Raw genomic sequence first — 19,579 nt, 5'->3', positions numbered from 1 at the left:
CGACGATACCCCGGCTGCCGCCCGGGTGAGTGCCGATCAGCGCGCCGGCGCCGGACCGGACTCGACCGTCACGGCACCAGGCAGATCGTCGTGATGTCGACCGTCGGCCCGGCCCGTACATACGACCACCGCTCGAGCCAGTCGGCTTCGGGGACGATCTGGTCGAAGTCGACCAGGTCCTGCTCGGCCCCGATCCCCTCGCTCGACCAGAGCTCGCGCACGCCGTCGAGGTCGGTGCGGGTGCCCGGCAGCACGTGGACCCCGTCGGGCAGCAGTGGTCCGCCGGACGCGTCGACGAGGCCGTCCGCGGAGTACGAGTAGCTCCACACGACCCCGGGATTGTCGTTGTCGAGGAGGCACTCCTCGCTGTACGCCCGGACGGTCGAGCCGTCGGCGCGCAAGCCCTCGGTCGGATCGCCGCCGAGGGCTCGGACGGTGTCGTCACCGAGCGCGCGCAGCTCGTCGCCGGCCTCCTCGCCCGTGTACCGCTGCTCGGCCACGGACGGCGGCTGCGCCGTCCGGTACCGGTCCGCCGCCACAGAGGAGAACTGCAGGACGACGGCGAGTCCACAGGTCACGAGTCCGACCACGAGCACGAGGGTGGCCACGACGAAGGCCACGCCCGAGAGCGACGGGTCGCGGCGCCGGGCGCGCACCTGCCCGACGAACACGACCAGCGGCACGCCGACGCCGATCGCGGCACCGACGACGAGCCACCCGGTGAGGCCGAAGCCGCCCGTCGGATCGTCGGTCGGCTCGAGGAGGCGCGAGAGGACGGCCGCGAGTTGCACGATCCAGCCCACGACGAGGGCCACCGGCAACGTCAGGGCGACCGCGACGCCGCTGCCCCGACCGGTCGTCGTCGTGTGCTCGGTCGCTGCGCCCTCGACCTGCGCCCCGTCGACCGGCTCCTGTGGTCGTCCGTCCATCCCAGCCCCCTGTCGACGTCCTCAGCCCATCCTGGTCCATCGAGACGAAGGACTGCGGGACACTCCTCCTGACCGGCGTGGGTCGCGACGACCACGTCGACGTGGCCCCGGCGACAACCGGTCGGACATCCGACGACTGCCGCGACGACGACCCCCGACAGGTCACCTGACGTGCGGTGTCACTCCTCGACGTCGACGCCGTCGGTGACGGACTCGACGTCGTGGCCGCTCCATTCCTGCAGCCGCGCGGCGACGATCTCCCGTCTCCCACGAAGGAACCGTGGGACATTCGCGTCCCACAGCTCGGGCCGGGGCAGGAGCACAGCAGGCCTCCGGCCGGTCCACCGGGTCGGGAACACGTGACGGCCGCGGAACGGCACAAGGTAGGCGACGCCGTCGCTCGCCTCGGCGATGGAGTAACCGACACCGATGTGGAGGTCTCTGTCGGCCCCGGGACGGGTGCCGGCCAGCCTCGGACGCGACGGCGGTACAGGCACCGGAAGCACGCCCGGGGAGACTTTCGCGTCGGGGTTCAGCGTCGGCCGGTCGGGTGCGTTGTCCACGCGCGGGTAGCCGTCTTCCCAGCGCCGGACGAACGGCGCCATGGGCAGGACGTGCTGGTAGATGGGGGTGCCGCGGATGGCGAGGCCCCACAGGATGGTCTCGTTCGACACGGTGCAGCGCAGGTACGTGATGATGGTGTACTTCGTGTCGCTGATCAGCAAGTCGACGATCTCGTCGACAGGGACGTCGGCGCGGATGACCTCGAACCGGCCATCGGACAGACGCTCTTCGATGGCACGTTGCGTCGGTCCGACTTCGAGGGCGACCTGCCCGGATGGGTACGTCTGCTCGACCGTCATGGCCTCCGCGTCGCAGCACGGGCATGGTTGCCGGGTGCCGCCGGTCTCCATGCCGACGAACTGCAGCGTCTCGTCGTACCAGGAGTCAGGGTCGAACACGACCGTGTGACCCGAATGCTCGATGAGCCGGCTGGTGACGATGTCGTGCCGGCCGCGGAGCCACGGCGGGACGACCGCGTCCCACACCTCGGGACGTGGGACACGGACTTCCGGAGGCGACACACCCCACGCCGCCAGCAGCGACCAGCGCCGGTCGCCCTCCGAGTAAACGATGGTCTCCCGCTCCGGGTTCGACAGGGTGAACCCGTCACCGGTGAAGAACGGGTGCGCCGCCGGGACAGCCGTGTGACGGGAAGTCTCCAGCGAGACGGCCGGGACCGCTCCCTCGTCGCTCGTCTTCCTCCACCACATGAATCGACTATGCCAGGCCAGAAAGTCCTCGAGCTCCGCCCCGATTCGGCCGAGGTACTCGTCGAGAACACCACCGTGGCTGTGTGTGACGACGTCACGTTCGTCAGCCACTTCCTGAAGCGCGATGCCAGTGGCCGCTTCCCGAATGTGCTCACGGTCGTCTTGCTCAGAGGGTCATTGCTGACCAGCACGTCTCAGGGTGGGCCCTACCGGGCTCGAACCGATGACATCCACGGTGTAAACGTGGCGCTCTACCAACTGAGCTAAAGGCCCTCGCACCGGGACGAGCCGGGCGAGCGAGTACAGGTTAGCGGGTGGACGAGCCGACCCGCGCCTCCTGGGCAGTGGCCCGGGGACTCAGGCCGTGACGGGGACGAGGAGGTCGAGCGCGGCGCGGTAGTCGGCGAGCGAACGTTCTTGACCGGGCTCGGTGCCGAAGTGCTCGCGGATGACGCCGTCGACGTCGATCAGGAAGGTGGTGCGGGTCGCGAATCCCTTGTTCTCGAGGAAGACGCCGTACTCCTTCGAGACCTCGCCGTGCGGCCAGAAGTCGGCCAGCAGGGTGAAGTCGTAGCCCTTCTCCTCGGCGAAGGCGCGCAGCGTGGCCTTGGAGTCGACGGAGACGACCAGCAACTCGACGCGGTGGTCCTGGAACATCGCGAGGTTGTCGCGCAACGTGCAGAGCTCTTTGGTGCAGGTGCTGCTGAACGCCAGGGGGAAGAACACCAGGGCCACGGGCTTGACGCCCCGGAAGTCGCTCAACCGGACTCGCTCGCCGAACTGGTTCGGCAGGTCGAAGTCGGGAGCCTGGATGGCGTTCTCCAGAGCCATGGGTGCGTTCCTTTCGCGTCGACCCGGGCGGTCGGCGACTGACACGATCGCCGATCCTACGCCTCACGCGTCGGATTTCAAGCGGCGGCGTGGCCGGGCGTTCCCAGCGCGTGCCGAGCCTGCATCGGTCCGGGCAACTAGAGTGGGCTGGTCAGGCGGAGTGCGTCTCGGAACCCGGGCACGACGGGCCTGACATCTGTTTGTCCACTCCACGCGGTGGCCCTCCAAGAGACGGCTGCTCCACACAGATGATTGAGGTCAAGGGTGACGGTTAACGATCAGGACCCGTACACGGTCGACAAGGCCGATCGCGATCCCGAAGAGACCGCCGAGTGGCGCGAGTCGCTCGACGCTCTCGTGAAGGCGCAGGGTCACGAACGTGCCCGCGAGATCATGAAGAGCCTGCTCACCCGGTCGAGCGAGCTGCACCTGGGCGTGCCGATGGTCCCCAAGACGGACTACGTCAACACCATCGCCCCCGAAGACGAGCCCGAGTTCCCCGGTGACGAAGAACTCGAGCGCCGCTACCGCAAGTGGGTCCGCTGGAACGCCGCGATCACCGTGCACCGCGCACAGCGCCCCGGCATCTCCGTCGGCGGCCACATCTCGACCTACGCCTCGTCGGCCGCCCTGTACGAGGTCGGCAACAACCACTTCTTCCGCGGTCAGGACCACTCCGGTGGCGGCGACCAGGTGTTCTTCCAGGGCCACGCCTCCCCCGGCATGTACGCCCGCGCCTACCTCGAGGGCCGTCTCGGCACCGACCAGCTCGACGGCTTCCGCCAGGAGAAGTCGCACGCCTCCGGCGGACTCAGCTCGTACCCGCACCCGCGCCTCATGCCCGAGTTCTGGCAGTTCCCGACCGTGTCGATGGGCCTCGGGCCGATCAACGCCATCTACCAGGCGCAGGTCGCGAAGTACCTCACCAACCGCGGCATCAAGGACGCCAGCGACCAGCAGGTCTGGGCGTTCCTCGGCGACGGCGAGATGGACGAGGTCGAGAGCCGCGGTCAGCTGCAGGTGGCGGCCAACGAAGGCCTCGACAATCTGAACTTCGTCATCAACTGCAACCTGCAGCGCCTCGACGGTCCGGTCCGCGGCAACGGCAAGATCATCCAAGAGCTCGAGTCGTTCTTCCGCGGCGCCGGCTGGAACGTCATCAAGGTCGTCTGGGGTCGCGAGTGGGACTCCCTCCTCGCCAACGACTCGAGCGGCGCGCTGCTCAACCTCATGAACACCACGCCCGACGGTGACTTCCAGACCTACAAGGCCGAGAGCGGCGGTTACGTCCGCGACAACTTCTTCGGCCGCGACCCCCGCGCGCTCGAACTCGTCGCGGACTACTCCGACGACGACATCTGGAACCTCAAGCGCGGCGGCCACGACTACCGCAAGGTCTACGCCGCGTTCAAGGCCGCGACCGAGCACACGGGCCAGCCGACGGTCATCCTCGCCAAGACGGTCAAGGGCTACGGCCTCGGGAAGTCCTTCGAGGGCCGCAACGCGACCCACCAGATGAAGAAGCTCACGCTCGACAACCTCAAGCAGTTCCGCGACGAGCTCCGCATCCCGATCACCGACGCCCAGCTCGACGAGAACCCGTACCTGCCGCCGTACTACCACCCCGGCCAGGACGACGACGCGATCCAGTACATGCAAGAGCGTCGTCGCGCGCTCGGTGGCTACGTGCCCGAGCGCCGCAGCAAGTACACGCAGATCGCCGTCCCCGAGGCGAAGACGTACGACGTCGTCAAGAAGGGCTCGGGCAAGCAAGAGGTCGCCACCACGATGGCGTTCGCCCGCCTGCTGAAAGACCTGCTGCGCTCGCCCGACTTCGGGCACCGCATCGTGCCGATCATCCCCGACGAGGCCCGCACCTTCGGCATGGACGCCTACTTCCCGACGTCCAAGATCTACAACCCGAACGGCCAGCACTACACGTCGGTCGACCGCGAACTGCTGCTCGCCTACAAGGAGAGCCCGCAGGGCCAGATCATCCACGTCGGCATCAACGAGGCCGGTGCGTTCGCGGCCTTCACCGCCGTCGGCACCTCGTACTCCACGCAGGGCGAACCGCTCATCCCGGTCTACGTCTTCTACTCGATGTTCGGGTTCCAGCGCACCGGCGACGCCATGTGGGCAGCCGGCGACCAGATGGCCCGCGGGTTCATCATCGGCGCCACCGCCGGGCGCACGACACTGACCGGCGAAGGCCTCCAGCACGCCGACGGCCACTCGCCGCTGCTCGCCTCGACGAACCCCGCGGTCGTCTCGTTCGACCCGGCCTTCGGCTACGAGCTCGGCCACATCGTCAAGTCGGGCATGGACCGCATGTACGGCACCGACGAGCACGGCAACGCGTCGCACACCGACCCGAACGTCATGTACTACATCACCGTCTACAACGAGCCGATGGCCCAGCCCGTCGAGCCCGAGGGCCTCGACGTCGACGGTGTGGTGCGCGGCATCTACAAGCTCAAGGACGCCGAGAACCTGGGCCCCCGTGCCCAGCTGCTCGCGTCGGGCGTCGGTGTGCCGTGGGCGCTCGAGGCCCAGCAGCTGCTCGCCGACGACTGGAACGTCGCGGCCGACGTCTGGAGCGTCACCAGCTGGACCGAACTGCGCCGCGACGGCCTGGCCGCGGAAGAGCACAACTTCCTGCACCCGAACGACGAGCCCAAGACGCCTTACGTGACCGAGAAGTTGCAGGGTGCCGAGGGTCCGTTCATCGCCACCAGCGACTTCATGGCGGCCGTGCCCGACCAGATCCGCGAGTACGTGCCCGGCGACTACCTGACGCTCGGTGCCGACGGCTTCGGCTTCAGCGACACCCGGGCGGCTGCCCGCCGCTTCTTCAAGATCGACGGCCCGTCGGTCGTCGTCCGCACCCTGCAGGCCCTGGCCCGCCGGGGCGAGGTCGACCCGGGCGTCGTCCAGCAAGCGATCGACCGGTACCAGTTGCACGACGTCACCGCCGGTACCAGCGGCACCGCCGGTGGGGAGGCCTGACGACCCCGTGAGCACCGAGCGGGTGCCCACCTCGCCCCTCCAGCCGTCCGCGGCCACGAAAGAGCGCACGCTCGCGTGGCTGCGGACGGTCTCGGGCGAGTTGTCCACCGCGACCATCAAGCGCCTCGAAGAGACGCTGCCGTGGTACGGAGACATGCCCCCGGGGCGCCGTTCGGCGGTCGGGCTCGTCGCCCAGGCCGGCATCACCTCGTTCATCAGCTGGTTCGCCGACCCCCGGTCCACCCCCTGGATCGCGGCGGACGTGTTCGGCGCCGCCCCGCGTGAGCTGCTGCGCTCGGTCAGCCTGACCCAGACGCTGCAGCTCATCCGCATCACCGTCGAGGTGGTCGAAGAACGTGTCAAGGACGGGGACGACTCGCTCCGCGAGGCGATCCTGCTCTACTCTCGCGAGATCGCCTTCGCCTCAGCCGACGTCTATGCCCGGGCCGCCGAGGCCCGCGGACTCTGGGACGCCCGTCTCGAAGCCCTGGTCGTCGACTCGATCCTCAGCGGCGAGTACGACGACGAGCTGCCCAGCCGCATCGCCGCGCTCGGCTGGCACGGTCACGGCGAGGTCGCCGTCCTCGTCGGCACGGCCCCTCGGATGCTCGACGTCGACATGCTGCGGCGCACCGCCCGGCACCGAGAAGCCGACGTGCTGATCGGAGTGCAGGGCAGCCGACTGGTGCTGGTCATCGGGCGGGCCGACCCTCTCGACGAGAGCAGCACCTCCTCGACCCACCCCAGCTTCACCGAGATCGCGCACGCCCTCGAACCCGGCTTCGGTGACGGGCACCTCGTGCTGGGCCACGAAGTGCCGAGCCTCGTCGACGCCTCGAAGAGCGCGAAGGCCGCCCTCGCCGGTTTTGCCGTCGCCCGGGCCTGGCGGAACGCACCCCGCCCCGTCCTCGCTGACGACCTGTTGCCCGAGCGTGCCCTCGCCGGCGACCCGGTGGCGCGATCGACGCTCGTCAACCGGATCTACAAGCCACTCAAGGCGCACTCCACCGAGCTGTTGACCACCCTGTGGTGCTACCTCGACAACGGGCGCTCGCTCGAGGCCACGGCTCGCGAACTCTTCGTGCACCCGAACACCGTGCGCTACCGTCTCAAGCGCGTCACGGACGTCATCGGGTGGGACGCCACGGGTGCGCGCGAGGCGCTCATCCTGCAATCCGCACTCGTGCTCGGATCGATCGCCGACCCCGACGGGTCCGGGGTCCGCCGCAAGTGATCGTCGGCCATCCCTGGGGTCCGTCTGTGCGCTTCGACAACGTTCCCGCCCATCTTTGGTCGAGTTGCTACACCGCAGACCCGCTACTCATTGGCATGATGGACCAGTGATCGTTGTCGTAGCGCCCGGTCAGGGCTCCCAAACTCCCGGATTCCTCGAACCCTGGCTGGCCGAACCCGACCAGCGTGACCTGCTGACGTCGCTCTCCGACGCGGCCGGCGTCGACCTCGTCGCACACGGCACGACGTCGGACGCCGCCACGATCCGCGACACCGCCGTCGCGCAGCCCCTCATCGTCGCCGCCGGCGTCCTGACCGCCCGTGCCCTCTTCCACCGCGTGGACCGCTCCGCGGTCGCCGGCGTCGCGGGCCACTCGGTCGGCGAGTTCACCGCCGCGGCCGTCAGCGGCGTGCTGAGCGACGTCGACGCCGTCACGCTCGTCGCCGAACGGGGCCGGGCCATGGCCGACGCCGCCGCCCTGGTCGAGACGGGCATGAGCGCCGTGCTCGGAGGCGACGAGGCCGAACTGCTCGCCCGTCTCGACGCCCTCGGGCTCTTCCCCGCCAACTACAACGGTGGCGGCCAGATCGTCGTCGCCGGCGAGACCGCCGCCCTCGCCGAGCTCGCGGCCGACCCGCCGGTCAAGAGCCGCGTCGTGCCCCTCCAGGTCGCCGGCGCCTTCCACACGCGATACATGCAGCCCGCCGTCGACCGCCTCCGCTCAGCCGCCGCCTCGGTCGCGGCCGCCGACCCGTCCACGACGCTCTGGACCAACCACGACGGCAGCGCGGTCACCTCGGGCGCCCGCTTCGTCGAGCTGCTCGTCGGTCAGGTCTCGTCCCCCGTCCGATGGGACGCGACCATGCGCTCGTTCGCCGACGCCGGCGTCACGGGAATCATCGAACTCGCCCCGGCGGGAGCCCTCACCGGTCTCGCCAAGCGTGCGCTGAGGGGTGTCCCCTCGGTCGCCGTCAAGACACCCGACGACCTGCAGGCCGCCGTCGACCTCATCGAGGGAGCAGCATGACCACCCCCCAGCTCAACCAGACGACCGGTGCGCAGTTCACCCGCATCTACGCACTCGGCGCCGCCCGGGGCGAGAACGTGGTGCCGAACGCCGACATCATCGAACCGATCAACTCCAGCGACGAGTGGATCCAGCAGCGCACCGGAGTGATCACCCGTCGCCGCGCGGGCAAGGACGTCAAGGTCGTCGACCTCGCCGAGGCCGCCGCCACCGAGGCCATCGCCAAGTCCGGCATCCGCCCCGACCAGATCGGTGCCGTCCTCGTGTCGACCATCGGTGCCGGCGTCGTGACTCCGTCGGTAGCCTCGCTGCTCGCCGAACGCGTCGGTGCGAACCCGGCCGCCGCCTACGACATCTCGGCAGCCTGTGCCGGCTTCACCTACGGCATCGCGCAGGCGGACTCGTTCGTCAAGTCGGGCCTCGCCGAGTACGTCCTCGTCGTGGGTGCCGAAAAGCTCAGCGACGTCATCGACCCGACCGACCGCACGATCTCGTTCCTCCTCGCCGACGGAGCGGGTGCGGCGATCGTCGGTCCGTCCGACAGTGCCGGCATCGGCCCGACGGTCTGGGGCTCCGACGGCTCCAAGTGGGACGCCATCGGCATGACCAACACCATGGCCGAATACCGCGAGGGCGCGGGTGAGGTCCCCTGGCCGACCCTCCGCCAAGAAGGTCAGACGGTCTTCCGCTGGGCCGTCTGGGAGATGGCGAAGGTCGCGAAAGAGGCCCTCGACCGCGCGGGCATCACCGCCGACCAGCTCTCGGCCTTCGTGCCGCACCAGGCCAACATGCGCATCATCGACGAGTTCGCCAAGCAGCTCGGCCTGCCCGAGTCCGTCGTGATCGGTCGCGACATCGCGACCACCGGCAACACCTCGGCCGCGAGCATCCCGCTCGCGACCCACCGACTGCTCGACGAGCACCCCGAGCTCAGCGGCGGCCTCGCCCTGCAGATCGGTTTCGGTGCCGGACTCGTGTTCGGCGCCCAGGTGGTCGTGCTGCCCTAGCGCGCCGCTGCCCGCCCGACCGCGGGGCGCTGTATAGGCTTTACCCCGGTCACATCGACACCCCCTCAAGGAGACAACACCATGGCACTGTCCACCGAAGAAGTCCTCGCCGGCCTCGCCGAGCTCGTCAACGACGAGACCGGGATCGCCACCGACACCGTCGAGATGGACAAGTCGTTCACCGACGACCTCGACATCGACTCGATCTCCATGATGACCATCGTCGTCAACGCCGAAGAGAAGTTCGACGTCAAGATCCCCGACGAAGAGGTCAAGAACCTCAAGACCGTCGGCGACGCCGTCACGTACATCCACAAGGCGCAGAACTAAGACGTCGGCCGCCCGGTCGCCTTGAGGGCGATCGGGCCCCGCCGCTGTGCCCTCGACGCCGTCGACCCCACGCCACCAGCCTCGGCTGCAGCCCGGGTCACGGCGTCGTCGTACATCGGCACAGCCCACCGACCGGCCCTCCCAGAAGGAACGTCAATGACCAAGAAGATCGTCGTCACCGGACTCGGCGCCACGAGTCCGCTCGGTGGCACCGCCACCGAGAGCTGGCAGAACCTGCTCGCCGGCCAGTCGGGCATCACCACGCTCGAACAGGACTGGGTCGCCAAGTACGAGCTGCCCGTCACCTTCGCCGGCCAGGCACGCACCCCCTCGGCCGACGTGCTCGACCGTCGAGAGATCAAGCGCCTCGACCCGTCGAGCCAGTTCGCGCTCACCGCCGCCCGCGAGGCCTGGGCCGACGCCGGCTCGCCCGAGGTCGTCCCCGAGCGCTTCATCGTCGACTGGGCCACCGGCATCGGCGGCGTCTGGACGCTGCTCGACGGGTGGGACACCCTGCGCGAGAAGGGCCCGCGACGCGTCCTGCCGATGACCGTCCCCATGCTCATGCCGAACGGTCCCGCCGCCGCCATCTCGATGAGCCTGGGTGCGCGCGCCGGAGCCCGCACGGTCGTCTCGGCCTGCGCCTCCAGCACCGAGTCGATCGCCATGGCCTACGAGCACCTGCAGTCCGGCCTGGCCGACATCGCCGTCGCCGGCGGCTCCGAGGCGGCCATCCACCCGATGCCCCTGGCCTCGTTCGCCGCCATGCAGGCTCTCTCGAAGCGCAACGACGACCCCGCCACGGCATCCCGTCCCTACGACGTCACGCGCGACGGCTTCGTCCTCGCCGAAGGCGGTGCTGCGCTCGTCCTCGAGACGGAAGAGCACGCCCTGGCCCGCGGGGCCCGCATCTACGCCGAGCTCATCGGTGGTGCGGTCACCAGCGACTCGTACCACATCACCGCTCCCGACCCCGAGGGCACCGGCGCCGCCCGGGCCGTCATCGCGACGCTCGAGAACGCCGGGGTCGACCGCGACCAGGTCGTCCACGTCAACGCCCACGCGACGAGCACCCCGGTCGGCGACATCGCCGAGTACCACGCCATCAAGCGCGTCTTCGGCGACCACACCTCGAAGCTGATCGTCTCGGCGACCAAGGCGGCCACGGGCCACCTGCTCGGCGGCGCGGGCGGCATCGAGGCGCTGTTCACGGTCAAGGCCCTGCACGAGCGCCTCGCACCGCAGACGATTAACGTCACGCAGATGGACGACGAGATCGACATGGACGTCGTCGTCGGCGAACCCCGCCCCCTGCCCGAGGGCGAGATCGTCGCGATCAGCAACTCGTTCGGCTTCGGCGGCCACAACGCCGTCGTCGGTTTCCGCTCGGTCTGACCGGGCGGGCAGCGCAGGAGGCGCGGGTGGCGTGATCACGCCACCCGCGCCTCGTTCGTCGTCACCGGGGTGGCCCGGCGCGCACCGAGCCCGAGGGGCGGGTCAGCCGACCTTGTGCAGCCAGACGACGGGGTTGCCCTCGCCGCTGTGACGGAACGGTTCGAGTTCGTCGTCCCAGGCCTGGCCGAGGGCGAGACGCAGCTCGCGGTGCAGCTCGAGGGTGTTCGACCCCGCGATCTCCATCGCGTAGCGGATGCGGTCCTCCGGGATGACCGTGTTGCCGGCCGTGTCGGTCTGTGCGAAGAAGACGCCGAGGTCGGGCGAGTGCATCCAGCGACCGCCGTCGTGGGACTCACCCGGGTCTTCGGTCACCTCGTAGCGCAGGTGCTCCCACCCGCGCAGGGCGGAGGCGATGCGGGCGCCGGAGCCCTCGTCGCCCTGCCACGAGAACTCGGTGCGGCGGGCGCCGGGCAGCACGGGCTGGTCGACCCAGGCGAAGTTCACGCCGTGCCCGAGGGCACGACCGACGGCCCACTCGACGTGTGGGCACAGTGCACGAGGGGACGAGTGCACGTAGAGCACTCCCCGAGCGATTGCAGCAGCCACGATTCCTCCATCTGGTTCAGGTGCGACTTCCCCATCGACCTGTCAGACGTGATTCGTGTGCGTTCTTCGATTGTGCGGGCCGGAGCCCGGTGGTACGCGGGACGGTGCCCGTTCTGTGAATTATGACCGACCGGGCTGGGAAATCACAACTGTGTAACACCTGCGAATGGCGCGGAGTCTCGCTGTACCCGGAGGCTCACTTCGCCTGCGAGTAGTCGTCCACGACGGCGACCGTCACCGGGAAGGCGACCGGGGCGTCGCCGAACAGCAGTCGACCGGCCTCGACCGCGCTCTCGGCGACCAGCGCGGCGACCTCGTCGGCGGCGGCGGCCGGTGCGTGCACGACCACCTCGTCGTGCAGGAAGAACACGAAGTGGGGTGCCGGGACGCCGGCCCCCCACCTCTCGTGCAGGCGTCGGCGCAGGGCACCCATCCAACACAGGGCCCACTCGGCGGCCGTGCCCTGGACGACGAAGTTGCGGGTGAACCGCCCCCACGAGCGCGCGTCGCGATCGGCGGGCCGCACGCCCATCTCGGGAGGCAGTGCGCCCGCCCCGGCGCCCCCGGAAGCGGCCGGGTCGTCGGACGGACGCGGCGAACTCCGACCGAGCAGGGTGTCGACGACTCCCCCGGCCTCACCCGTGCGGGCCGCCGACTCGACGAGTGCCATGGCGTCGGGGAACCGTCGGGCCAGGCGGGGCACGAGGCGGCCGCTCTCGCCCTGCGTCGCGCCGTACATCGCACCGAGCATCGCGACCTTGGCCTCGGCGCGGGTCGCGACGGCTCCGCTGGCGACGATGCCCTCGTAGAGGTCGCCCGATCCGGCCCGGGCCATCGAGCGGTCGCCCGACAACCCGGTCAGGATGCGCGGCTCGAGTTGCGAGGCGTCGGCGACCACGAGCTTCCAGCCCGGGTCGGCCACGACGGCGCCGCGGACGGCCCGCGGAAGCTGCAGCGCGCCTCCTCCGCTCGTGGCCCAGCGGCCGGTCACGACTCCGCCCGGCACGTAGTCGGGGCGGAAGCGCCCGCCGTGCACCCAGGCGTCGAGCCAGGCCCAGCCGTTGGCGACGAGCAGTCGTTGCATCTTCTTGTAGCGGAGCAGGGGTTCGATCGCGGGGTGCTCGTGCCGTTGCAGTTCCCATTGACGCGTCGACTGCACGAGCACGCCCGCGCGGTTCAGTGCCCTGATGAGCTCGGCCGGCGAGTCGGGGTTGAGGTCGGGCGCCTCGAGCGCCTGCCGCACCTCGTCGAGGGCGTCGCGCATGCGGGCCGGTCGCTCACCCGGGGTGGGCCTCGGCCCGAGGGCGGCGGTCAGCAGTTCGTCGTGCACCCGAGGCGACCACGGGATGCCCCGGTGGCGCATCTCGGCCGCGATCAACGCGCCGGTGGACTCGGCGGCGACGAGCAGCTCGAGTCGACCCCGGGTCGGAGAGGCCTCGACCGCGTCGCGCTGGGCGAGGAACTCGGCGGCCGGGTCCGGCAGCGAGTCGGGGACGACCTCGAAGAGGCCGTCGGACTCCCCCGGCGCCGCCTGGGGGACGTCCCACGGCCCGGGAGCCGCACCTCCGACCGGGAAGCCGGGGGCCGCCGTCGAGCGCCGCAGGATGGCGTGCACGAGCCGGAGGTCGACGCAGCGGGCCACCGTGACCCCGGCGTCGAGGAGGCGCGGGTACCACCGCGGGGTGTCGTCCCAGACCCAGCGGGGCGAGGCCTCGCGCTCGAGGGCGGCCACGCGCCCCGGCAGGTCGGCCGCGGGGATGACGTCGACCCCTGCCGCCTCGAGTCGCCCCGACGCGCCGCGCTCGTACCGCGTCAGCTCGACGTCGCCGTCGGGCAGGCGACGCAGCAGGAAGAACACCGCCTGATCATCCCACCCCGCACCGACACCGTCGGCCCGTGCCTAGTGCAGCGGGTGCCCGGCGGAGTCGAGGACGTTCTTCTCGCCGGCCTCGATCGGCGACGCGAACCGGTTCTGGGCCGGCGGGATCGGGCAGTTGAAGGCGTACGAGAAGGCGCAGGGCGGCAGGACGGCCCGGTTGAAGTCGAGCGTGATGGTGCCGTCGCCGTTCGGGGTCGGGAAGAGGAACCGGCCGACGGAGTACGTGCTGTCGCCGTTGGTCGCGTCGCCGAAGACGAGTTGCAACCGATCGCCGTCACCCGACGGGAACGCCGCGAGTTCGTGGTCCACCCCGTCGCGGGTGAAGCGGATGAGCCCGGGCAACGGCTTGGGCCGACTGAGCTCGAGGTCCGCCTGGTGGCGGATGTCGACCTGGGTGTCGGGCGCGGTCGGCACGAACTCGGCCGTGACGACCCAGTCGGGGTCGAACGGGAAGGCGTCGATCGAGCCGAACCCCGTGACGGCGTCCGACGCGGAGTCCCAGACGCGCAGGGCGTACCCGGTGTGGTCGTCGTTCGCGATCACCGTGCCGGTCGTGGTCTCGGAGAACCGGAGGCTGCTCGGGGCCGTCGCGTCGTCGCCCGCCACGATCACGGTGCCGTCGACCAGATCGCCGTCGACGTGGATGCCGTCCGCGGCGACCGCCGTCAGTGCCAACCCCGACACGCCCTGCGGGGTCGGCGCCCAACGGCCCGGCACGCCCCAGACGGTCTGCTCGAGGTCGACCCACTGCGTTCCGGTCAGGGCGAGCGGCCCCTGCGGCGACACCACACGGGTGCTCCGCAGGGCGTGGAATCGGTCGAGCTCGGCCTGCGCGGCGTCGTCGGGCGTGCGGGTGGTGTCGGCGGTGCTGTCGGTCATCGGTCCTCCTGGGGTCTGACGATGGGCAACGCCGAGGAGGCGCGGTTCATGCCCCGACGGGCGGGACGTGGTCGAGACCGGCACCGCGCCTCCTCGTCCGGCGTCTCAGGGCTGCGGGTCGTCGCCGCCCACGGCGAGGCGTCGCAGCTGTTCGTCGAAGGGGACGACCGCGGCGAACGGGTCGTCGAGCGCGCCCTCGTGCCGGGCGACGAGCTCGGCGAACTCCCCCGCGGCCCGCGTCACGCGCTCGGGCAGCGTGGTCGAGGTGCCGTCGCCCTCTCCCCAGTCCTCGGACGCCGCGAACACCGAGGTGGGCACGACGACGGCCTGGAGGTAGGCGAACAGCGGTCGCACCGCGTACTCGAGGGCGAGCGAGTGGCGGGCCGTGCCTCCGGTCGCCCCGATCAGCACGGGCGTGCCCGTGAGCGCCTTGTGGTCCATCACGTCGACGAACGACTTGAACAGGCCGCTGTACGAGGACGAGAAGACGGGTGTGACCGCGATCACGCCATCGGCGCTCGACACCTTCTCGAGCGCCTCGGCGAGGGCAGGAGGCGCGAAGCCGGTGAGCATCGCGTCCGTCACCTCGTGCGCGAGGTCACGCAGCTCGACGACCTCGACCTCGACGAACGAGCCGCGGCCAACGAGGTCGCGCGTGGTGGCCTCGACCAGACGGTCGGTCAACAGACGGGTGGACGAGGGCTGGCTCAGCCCCGCGGACAGGGCGACGATCTTCTTGGTGCTCATGGCGCGCCTCCTGCGTGTCTCAGCGGGCGGACGACGCGGTGAGCGCGTCGTGCGCGGTGGGTTCGGTCGTGGACTGCGATGCCCGGGTCGCGGCCTCGACGAGCGAGGCGTGCGTGGGGGCGTCGGGCACGTCGGCCGGACGGTTCGCGGCGAACTCGCGACGCAGGACCGGTACGACCTCGCTGCCGAGGATGTCGAGCTGCTCGAGGACCGTCTTCAAGGGCAGGCCGGCGTGGTCCATGAGGAAGAGCTGGCGCTGGTAGTCGCCGACGTAGTCGCGGAAGCCGAGGGTGCGGTCGATGACCTCCTGCGGGCTGCCGACGGTGAGCGGGGTCTGGCTCGTGAAGTCCTCCATCGAGGGGCCGTGGCCGTAGACCGGGGCGTTGTCGAAGTAGGGACGGAAGGTGCGCTTGGCGTCCTGCGAGTTCTTGGCCAGGAAGACCTGACCGCCGAGGCCGACGATCGCCTGGTCGGCACGCCCGTGGCCGTGGTGCTCGAAGCGGCTGCGGTAGAGCTCGACCATCTGCTTCGTGTGCGAGGCGGGCCAGAAGATGTGGTTGGCGAAGAATCCGTCGCCGTAGTACGCGGCCTGCTCGGCGATCTCGGGGCTGCGGATCGAGCCGTGCCAGACGAAGGGCGCGACGCCGTCGAGCGGACGCGGGGTCGACGTGAAGCCCTGCAGCGGGGTGCGGAAGTGACCCTTCCAGTCGACGACGTCCTCGCGCCAGAGACGGTGCAGCAGGGCGTAGTTCTCGATCGCCAGGTTGATGCCCTGGCGGATGTCCTTGCCGAACCAGGGGTAGACCGGGCCCGTGTTGCCGCGGCCGAGCGTGAGGTCGACCCGGCCACCGGCGAGGTGCTGGAGCATCGCGAAGTCCTCGGCGATCTTCACCGGGTCGTTCGTGGTGATGAGGGTCGTGGCCGTGCTGAGCACGATGCGCTCGGTCTGCGCGGCGATGTAGGCGAGGAGGGTCGTCGGGCTCGAGTTCACGAAGGGCGGGTTGTGGTGCTCGCCTGCGGCGTAGACGTCGAGGCCGACCTCTTCGGCCTTCTTCGCGATGGTGACCATCGCCTGGAGGCGCTCGCCCTCGGTCGGGGTGGCACCGGTGGTGGGGTCGGTCGTGATGTCGCCGACGCTGAAGATTCCGAACTGCATTGCTCCACCTTAGAACATCTGCATGCGTTTGCATGCACTTCGGTGAACCGGAGGGTGGGGCGTGGCATTCCCGGACCGTGCGACAGACACAGGAACGTGTCGCGGCCGTCGTGGCCTCGACCTCGACCTCGACCTCGACCTCGGCGAGCGGCGGGCGACGTGCGACGTGTCGGCAACTCAGGGCTGGTGCTGCACCGCCGAAGTCAGGGCCCGGAAACACGGGGCCGCCGAGGAACGACGCAGCAGGGGGCAGGAGTTGCCGACCACGCGGCGGGGTGGCCGAAGCCACCGCGGCAGGACGTCGTGCGAGAAGCGCGGCACTCTCGGCGACAGCACGCGCGGTGGCGGGCGGTCGCTGCCGGGCGGCGGTTCAGGCGAGGGGGGCGAGGCGCAGCCAGCGCTCCGCGACCTGGGCCTGCGAGACGGGCCCGTCGCCGTCGCGGTCGATCTGGGGCGAGTCGAACTCGACCCACCAGGTGCGGGCCGATCCGCCGATCGCCGACACTCCCTGCCAGGCGCTGCCGCCGGCCCGGACCACGATGCCGGTCGGGCCGTACGGGAACGGCGTGGCCGGGTCCTCGTCCGAGTCGAGCACGTACACCTGCGCACCCACGCCCATGCGCGCCGGACCGGATCGACCGTCGCCGTCGGAGGAATCGCCGCCCCAGGCGTCGGGTTCGGGTTCCGGCTGTCGGGGCCGTTTGGTGAACATGGACGACATCGTGCCACGCACGACGCGCGCCGGGCGACGACGCGGCCGCGCTCACAGCAGGCCCGGAGGCCGCGGCTCGCCGGGACACGAAGGACCGCGCCCGGAGACCCTGTAGGGCGGACGGGACTTGAACCCGTGACCGATCGATTATGAGTCGACTGCTCTAACCGGCTGAGCTACCGCCCCTCGCGACGGCCACCGGTGCGAGCCGGGGCCGGCCGGGGCGGAGCCGCGGTCGACCGTCAGTGCGCGCGGTCGGACGCCGCGTCGGTGGAGGGAACCACCGGCTGACCACGATACAGGCTCTCGAACACGCTGAGCGTGCGCTCGATGTCGTGCCCCTCGATCATCTTCAGGCTGGCCCGGCGCATGGCGAGGTACTCGTCGTCGGGTGCGGTCAGCACCGTCGTGAGCTTGTCGGCGAGGTCGCGGCTGTCGCCCGGACGGAAGAGGTAGCCGTTCTCGCCCTCGTCGACCAGGTGCGGCAGAGCCATCGCGTCGGCCACGACGATCGGCAGCCCGGACGCCATCGCCTCGAGGCTGGCGATGCTCTGCAACTCGGCGATCGAGGGCATCGCGAACACGGTCGACTCGGTGAGCGTGTGGCGCAACTCGTCGTCGGACAGATAGCCCGCGAAGGTGACCACGTCGGCCAGCCCCAGGTCGCGACTGGTCGTCTGGAGCTGCTTGAACAGATCTCCCCCGCCCACGATCGTCAAGGTGGCGCCGAGCGCCGGGTCGAGGAGGGTCATCGCCTTGAGCAGCACGTCGATCTGCTTCTCGGCCGTGACCCGGCCGACGAAGACGATGCGGTTCGTCTCGGGGCGGGTGTCGAGGGCCGTGTAGTGGCCGGCCTCGATGCCGCACGAGACGGCGAGCACACCGGTGACCGAGACCGACTTCTCGAGGAAGGTCGCGGCCTTCTGTGTGGGTGTCGTGATGGCCGCGGCCTTGCGGAAGGTCTTGCTCGCGTCGTTCCACGCCATCTGGGTCGCCTTGGCGCGCAGCCCCTTGGGCAGGCCGGTGTGCTCGAGCAGGTTCTCGGGCATGAAGTGGTTCGTCGCCACGATGCGCACGCCCCGGCGCTCGGCGACCTGCGCCACGCCGCGGCCCATCACGATGTGCGACTGGATGTGCACGACGTCGGGGTGGATCTCGTCGAAGATCTTCTCGGCGTGCTCTTGCACGCGCCACGGGGTCGCGAAGCGCAGCCAGTCGTGCAGGGGCCAGCGCGTCGAGTAGAGCCGGTGGACGGTCAACGTGACGCCGCCGTGCTGCTCGAGGAAGGTGCCGTGGTGGCGGCTGGCCGCCGGCACCATGAGGTGGACGTCGTGCCCACGCCGGGCGAGACCGACGGCGAGCCGCTCGGTGAAGTTGGCGGCACCGTTGACGTCGGGCGGGAACGTGTCGCCCGCGATGAGGACGGTCAGCCGGCCGGACGACCCCGAGGAGGCGCGGGTCGCGGCGTCAGCCGACGTCGCGTCGTCGGGTCGGCCGGGTTCCGAGGGCGTCGGGGCAGGTGTCACGGGTCGTGGCGTCCTTCTCGTGCTCGGTGAGGTGTGCGTCGCGTCAGGCATCCGAACGGTCGTGAGATCGACGGACGAGACGACCCCACGCTAGCTCAGGCTCGGGTCTGGGGATGGTATTTGGCGAGCTGGAACACGCCGTAGACCGCGATCGCGGCCGCGACGACGAAGAAGACCCCGGCGATCGCGGGGGCGTTCTGTGCCTCGCCGAGCACGACGATGCCGATGCCGACCGCGATGAGCGGGTCGACGACGGTGAGGCCGGCGATGACGAGGTCGGGCGGGCCGGACGAGTAGGCGTTCTGGACGAAGTACCCGCCGAGCAGACCCGCGGCGAGCAGGAAGACGATGCAGACGATCGTCAACCAGTCGAAGTTGCCGGCGAAGACCCGGTTGAGGACGACCTTGGCGAGGGTCGCGACGAAGCCGTAGAGCACGCCCGCCGCGATGATGTAGAACAGCGCGCTGCGACGACGGCGCAACAGGGCGAAGGCGACGCCCAGCACGGAGCCGACGACGGCGAGGATCACGAGGACGGTGACGAGCTGCCGCGTGGTGATCTCGGGCTCGATGGCCGTGAAGGCCGCCACGGTGACGAAGAGCCCGACCCCGCCGACGCAGAACAGGATCGCCCGCTTGGCGCGGCGGTCGAGTCGTCGACCGGTGGACCGCGAGTTGAGGATCGCCGTGATCACCAGTGCGACCGCGCCGAGCGGCTGCACCACGAGCAACGGCGCGATGCGCAGGCTGGTCAACTGGAACAGGATGGCGAGGCCGAGCATCAGCGTGCCCAGCACCCACGAGGGGCGGCCGACCAGGGCGAGCACCTGACGGACGTTCATGCCGCTCTTGGCCGCACCGATCCGCCGCTCGACCTTCGCGACGCCCTGGTGTTGCAGCTGCGCGCCGATCGAGAGGAACACCGCACCGATCAGGGCGATGGGGATGCCGAGCGCCTGATAGGGGGTCAGGGATACCTGCTGGGTGAGCTCCCCGATGTCCGTCGTCACGGCGTCCACGCTAGCGCCGTGGCGCTGG

17 protein-coding genes and 2 tRNA genes are annotated in these 19,579 nt (G+C 70.3%); 6 read left to right on the top strand and 13 right to left on the bottom strand.

The window, feature by feature from the left end:
* Positions 1-68: 68 nt before the first annotated feature.
* The 4 genes from SZ60_RS00290 to SZ60_RS00275 all read right to left on the bottom strand — a co-directional run bounded on the left by SZ60_RS00290 (position 69) and on the right by SZ60_RS00275 (position 3,034).
* The gene (locus SZ60_RS00290) at positions 69-929 is read right to left on the bottom strand and encodes a hypothetical protein (protein ID WP_043592620.1); all 861 of its coding nucleotides are present in this window, start codon (positions 927-929) and stop codon (positions 69-71) included.
* A 179-nt stretch (positions 930-1,108) separates the two neighbouring features.
* Positions 1,109-2,314, bottom strand: coding sequence for a hypothetical protein (locus SZ60_RS00285; RefSeq protein ID WP_156155428.1), 1,206 nt, complete (start codon positions 2,312-2,314; stop codon positions 1,109-1,111).
* Between the two features lie 89 nt (positions 2,315-2,403).
* A tRNA-Val gene (locus SZ60_RS00280) sits at positions 2,404-2,476 on the bottom strand.
* Between the two features lie 84 nt (positions 2,477-2,560).
* A complete protein-coding gene (locus tag SZ60_RS00275) occupies positions 2,561-3,034 on the bottom strand; it encodes a peroxiredoxin (RefSeq protein WP_043592615.1) in 474 nt (157 codons plus the stop codon).
* A gap of 264 nt (positions 3,035-3,298) precedes the next feature.
* Here SZ60_RS00275 and aceE point away from each other — a divergent pair, with 264 nt between their 5' ends.
* From aceE to SZ60_RS00245, 6 genes are all read left to right on the top strand, one after another.
* Positions 3,299-6,043, top strand: coding sequence for a pyruvate dehydrogenase (acetyl-transferring), homodimeric type (gene aceE / locus SZ60_RS00270; protein ID WP_043592614.1), 2,745 nt, complete (start codon positions 3,299-3,301; stop codon positions 6,041-6,043).
* A 22-nt stretch (positions 6,044-6,065) separates the two neighbouring features.
* On the top strand, positions 6,066-7,277 hold the full coding sequence (locus tag SZ60_RS00265) for a CdaR family transcriptional regulator (RefSeq protein ID WP_043592836.1): 1,212 nt from the start codon (positions 6,066-6,068) through the stop codon (positions 7,275-7,277).
* A gap of 106 nt (positions 7,278-7,383) precedes the next feature.
* Positions 7,384-8,304, top strand: coding sequence for an ACP S-malonyltransferase (locus SZ60_RS00260; protein ID WP_043592612.1), 921 nt, complete (start codon positions 7,384-7,386; stop codon positions 8,302-8,304).
* Positions 8,301-9,311: a beta-ketoacyl-ACP synthase III gene (locus tag SZ60_RS00255; protein ID WP_043592610.1), complete on the top strand. Its 1,011-nt coding sequence runs from the start codon at positions 8,301-8,303 to the stop codon at positions 9,309-9,311. Before SZ60_RS00260 ends, SZ60_RS00255 begins: the two co-directional genes overlap by 4 nt.
* 81 nt (positions 9,312-9,392) lie before the next feature.
* Complete coding sequence (locus SZ60_RS00250) at positions 9,393-9,641, top strand: acyl carrier protein (protein WP_043592609.1); 249 nt, start codon at positions 9,393-9,395, stop codon at positions 9,639-9,641.
* Between the two features lie 156 nt (positions 9,642-9,797).
* Positions 9,798-11,036, top strand: coding sequence for a beta-ketoacyl synthase (locus tag SZ60_RS00245; RefSeq protein ID WP_043592607.1), 1,239 nt, complete (start codon positions 9,798-9,800; stop codon positions 11,034-11,036).
* Between the two features lie 102 nt (positions 11,037-11,138).
* Here the strand turns inward: SZ60_RS00245 and SZ60_RS00240 are convergent, their stop codons facing one another.
* The 9 genes from SZ60_RS00240 to SZ60_RS00200 form a co-directional block, all read right to left on the bottom strand.
* Entirely contained in the window at positions 11,139-11,642 is a 504-nt protein-coding gene (locus SZ60_RS00240) for a DUF3145 domain-containing protein (RefSeq protein WP_043592605.1), read from the bottom strand.
* Between the two features lie 196 nt (positions 11,643-11,838).
* Positions 11,839-13,500, bottom strand: a complete 1,662-nt coding sequence (locus SZ60_RS00235; RefSeq protein ID WP_043592604.1) for a bifunctional 3'-5' exonuclease/DNA polymerase — start codon at positions 13,498-13,500, stop codon at positions 11,839-11,841.
* Positions 13,501-13,542: 42 nt separating this feature from the next.
* The gene (locus SZ60_RS00230; RefSeq protein WP_043592602.1) at positions 13,543-14,400 is read right to left on the bottom strand and encodes a DUF1684 domain-containing protein; all 858 of its coding nucleotides are present in this window, start codon (positions 14,398-14,400) and stop codon (positions 13,543-13,545) included.
* 105 nt (positions 14,401-14,505) lie between these two features.
* On the bottom strand, positions 14,506-15,147 hold the full coding sequence (locus tag SZ60_RS00225) for an FMN reductase (RefSeq protein WP_043592600.1): 642 nt from the start codon (positions 15,145-15,147) through the stop codon (positions 14,506-14,508).
* Between the two features lie 19 nt (positions 15,148-15,166).
* Positions 15,167-16,303, bottom strand: coding sequence for an LLM class flavin-dependent oxidoreductase (locus SZ60_RS00220; protein WP_043592598.1), 1,137 nt, complete (start codon positions 16,301-16,303; stop codon positions 15,167-15,169).
* A gap of 370 nt (positions 16,304-16,673) precedes the next feature.
* Positions 16,674-17,015, bottom strand: coding sequence for a hypothetical protein (locus tag SZ60_RS00215; protein WP_156155427.1), 342 nt, complete (start codon positions 17,013-17,015; stop codon positions 16,674-16,676).
* A gap of 112 nt (positions 17,016-17,127) precedes the next feature.
* Positions 17,128-17,201, bottom strand: a tRNA-Ile gene (locus tag SZ60_RS00210).
* 56 nt (positions 17,202-17,257) lie between these two features.
* Positions 17,258-18,541 (bottom strand): glycosyltransferase, encoded by a 1,284-nt coding sequence (locus SZ60_RS00205; RefSeq protein WP_231567004.1) that lies wholly within the window; start codon positions 18,539-18,541, stop codon positions 17,258-17,260.
* A gap of 95 nt (positions 18,542-18,636) precedes the next feature.
* Positions 18,637-19,551: a DMT family transporter gene (locus SZ60_RS00200; RefSeq protein ID WP_043592833.1), complete on the bottom strand. Its 915-nt coding sequence runs from the start codon at positions 19,549-19,551 to the stop codon at positions 18,637-18,639.
* Positions 19,552-19,579: the final 28 nt, after the last annotated feature.

Origin of the sequence: Frigoribacterium sp. MEB024 (assembly GCF_000878135.1) — a bacterium.
Lineage (GTDB): Bacteria > Actinomycetota > Actinomycetes > Actinomycetales > Microbacteriaceae > Frigoribacterium.
This window is presented reverse-complemented; position numbering and strand designations above follow the sequence as displayed.

Bases quoted from the DNA above. Each gene is read 5' to 3' on its own strand.
- SZ60_RS00290 (WP_043592620.1), bottom strand. From the start codon at position 929: ATGGACGGACGACCACAGGAGCCGGTCGACGGGGCGCAGGTCGAGGGC.
- SZ60_RS00275 (WP_043592615.1), bottom strand. From the start codon at position 3,034: ATGGCTCTGGAGAACGCCATCCAGGCTCCCGACTTCGACCTGCCGAAC.
- SZ60_RS00255 (WP_043592610.1), top strand. From the start codon at position 8,301: ATGACCACCCCCCAGCTCAACCAGACGACCGGTGCGCAGTTCACCCGC.
- SZ60_RS00250 (WP_043592609.1), top strand. From the start codon at position 9,393: ATGGCACTGTCCACCGAAGAAGTCCTCGCCGGCCTCGCCGAGCTCGTC.
- SZ60_RS00245 (WP_043592607.1), top strand. From the start codon at position 9,798: ATGACCAAGAAGATCGTCGTCACCGGACTCGGCGCCACGAGTCCGCTC.
- SZ60_RS00230 (WP_043592602.1), bottom strand. From the start codon at position 14,400: ATGACCGACAGCACCGCCGACACCACCCGCACGCCCGACGACGCCGCG.
- SZ60_RS00225 (WP_043592600.1), bottom strand. From the start codon at position 15,147: ATGAGCACCAAGAAGATCGTCGCCCTGTCCGCGGGGCTGAGCCAGCCC.
- SZ60_RS00220 (WP_043592598.1), bottom strand. From the start codon at position 16,303: ATGCAGTTCGGAATCTTCAGCGTCGGCGACATCACGACCGACCCCACC.
- SZ60_RS00215 (WP_156155427.1), bottom strand. From the start codon at position 17,015: ATGTTCACCAAACGGCCCCGACAGCCGGAACCCGAACCCGACGCCTGG.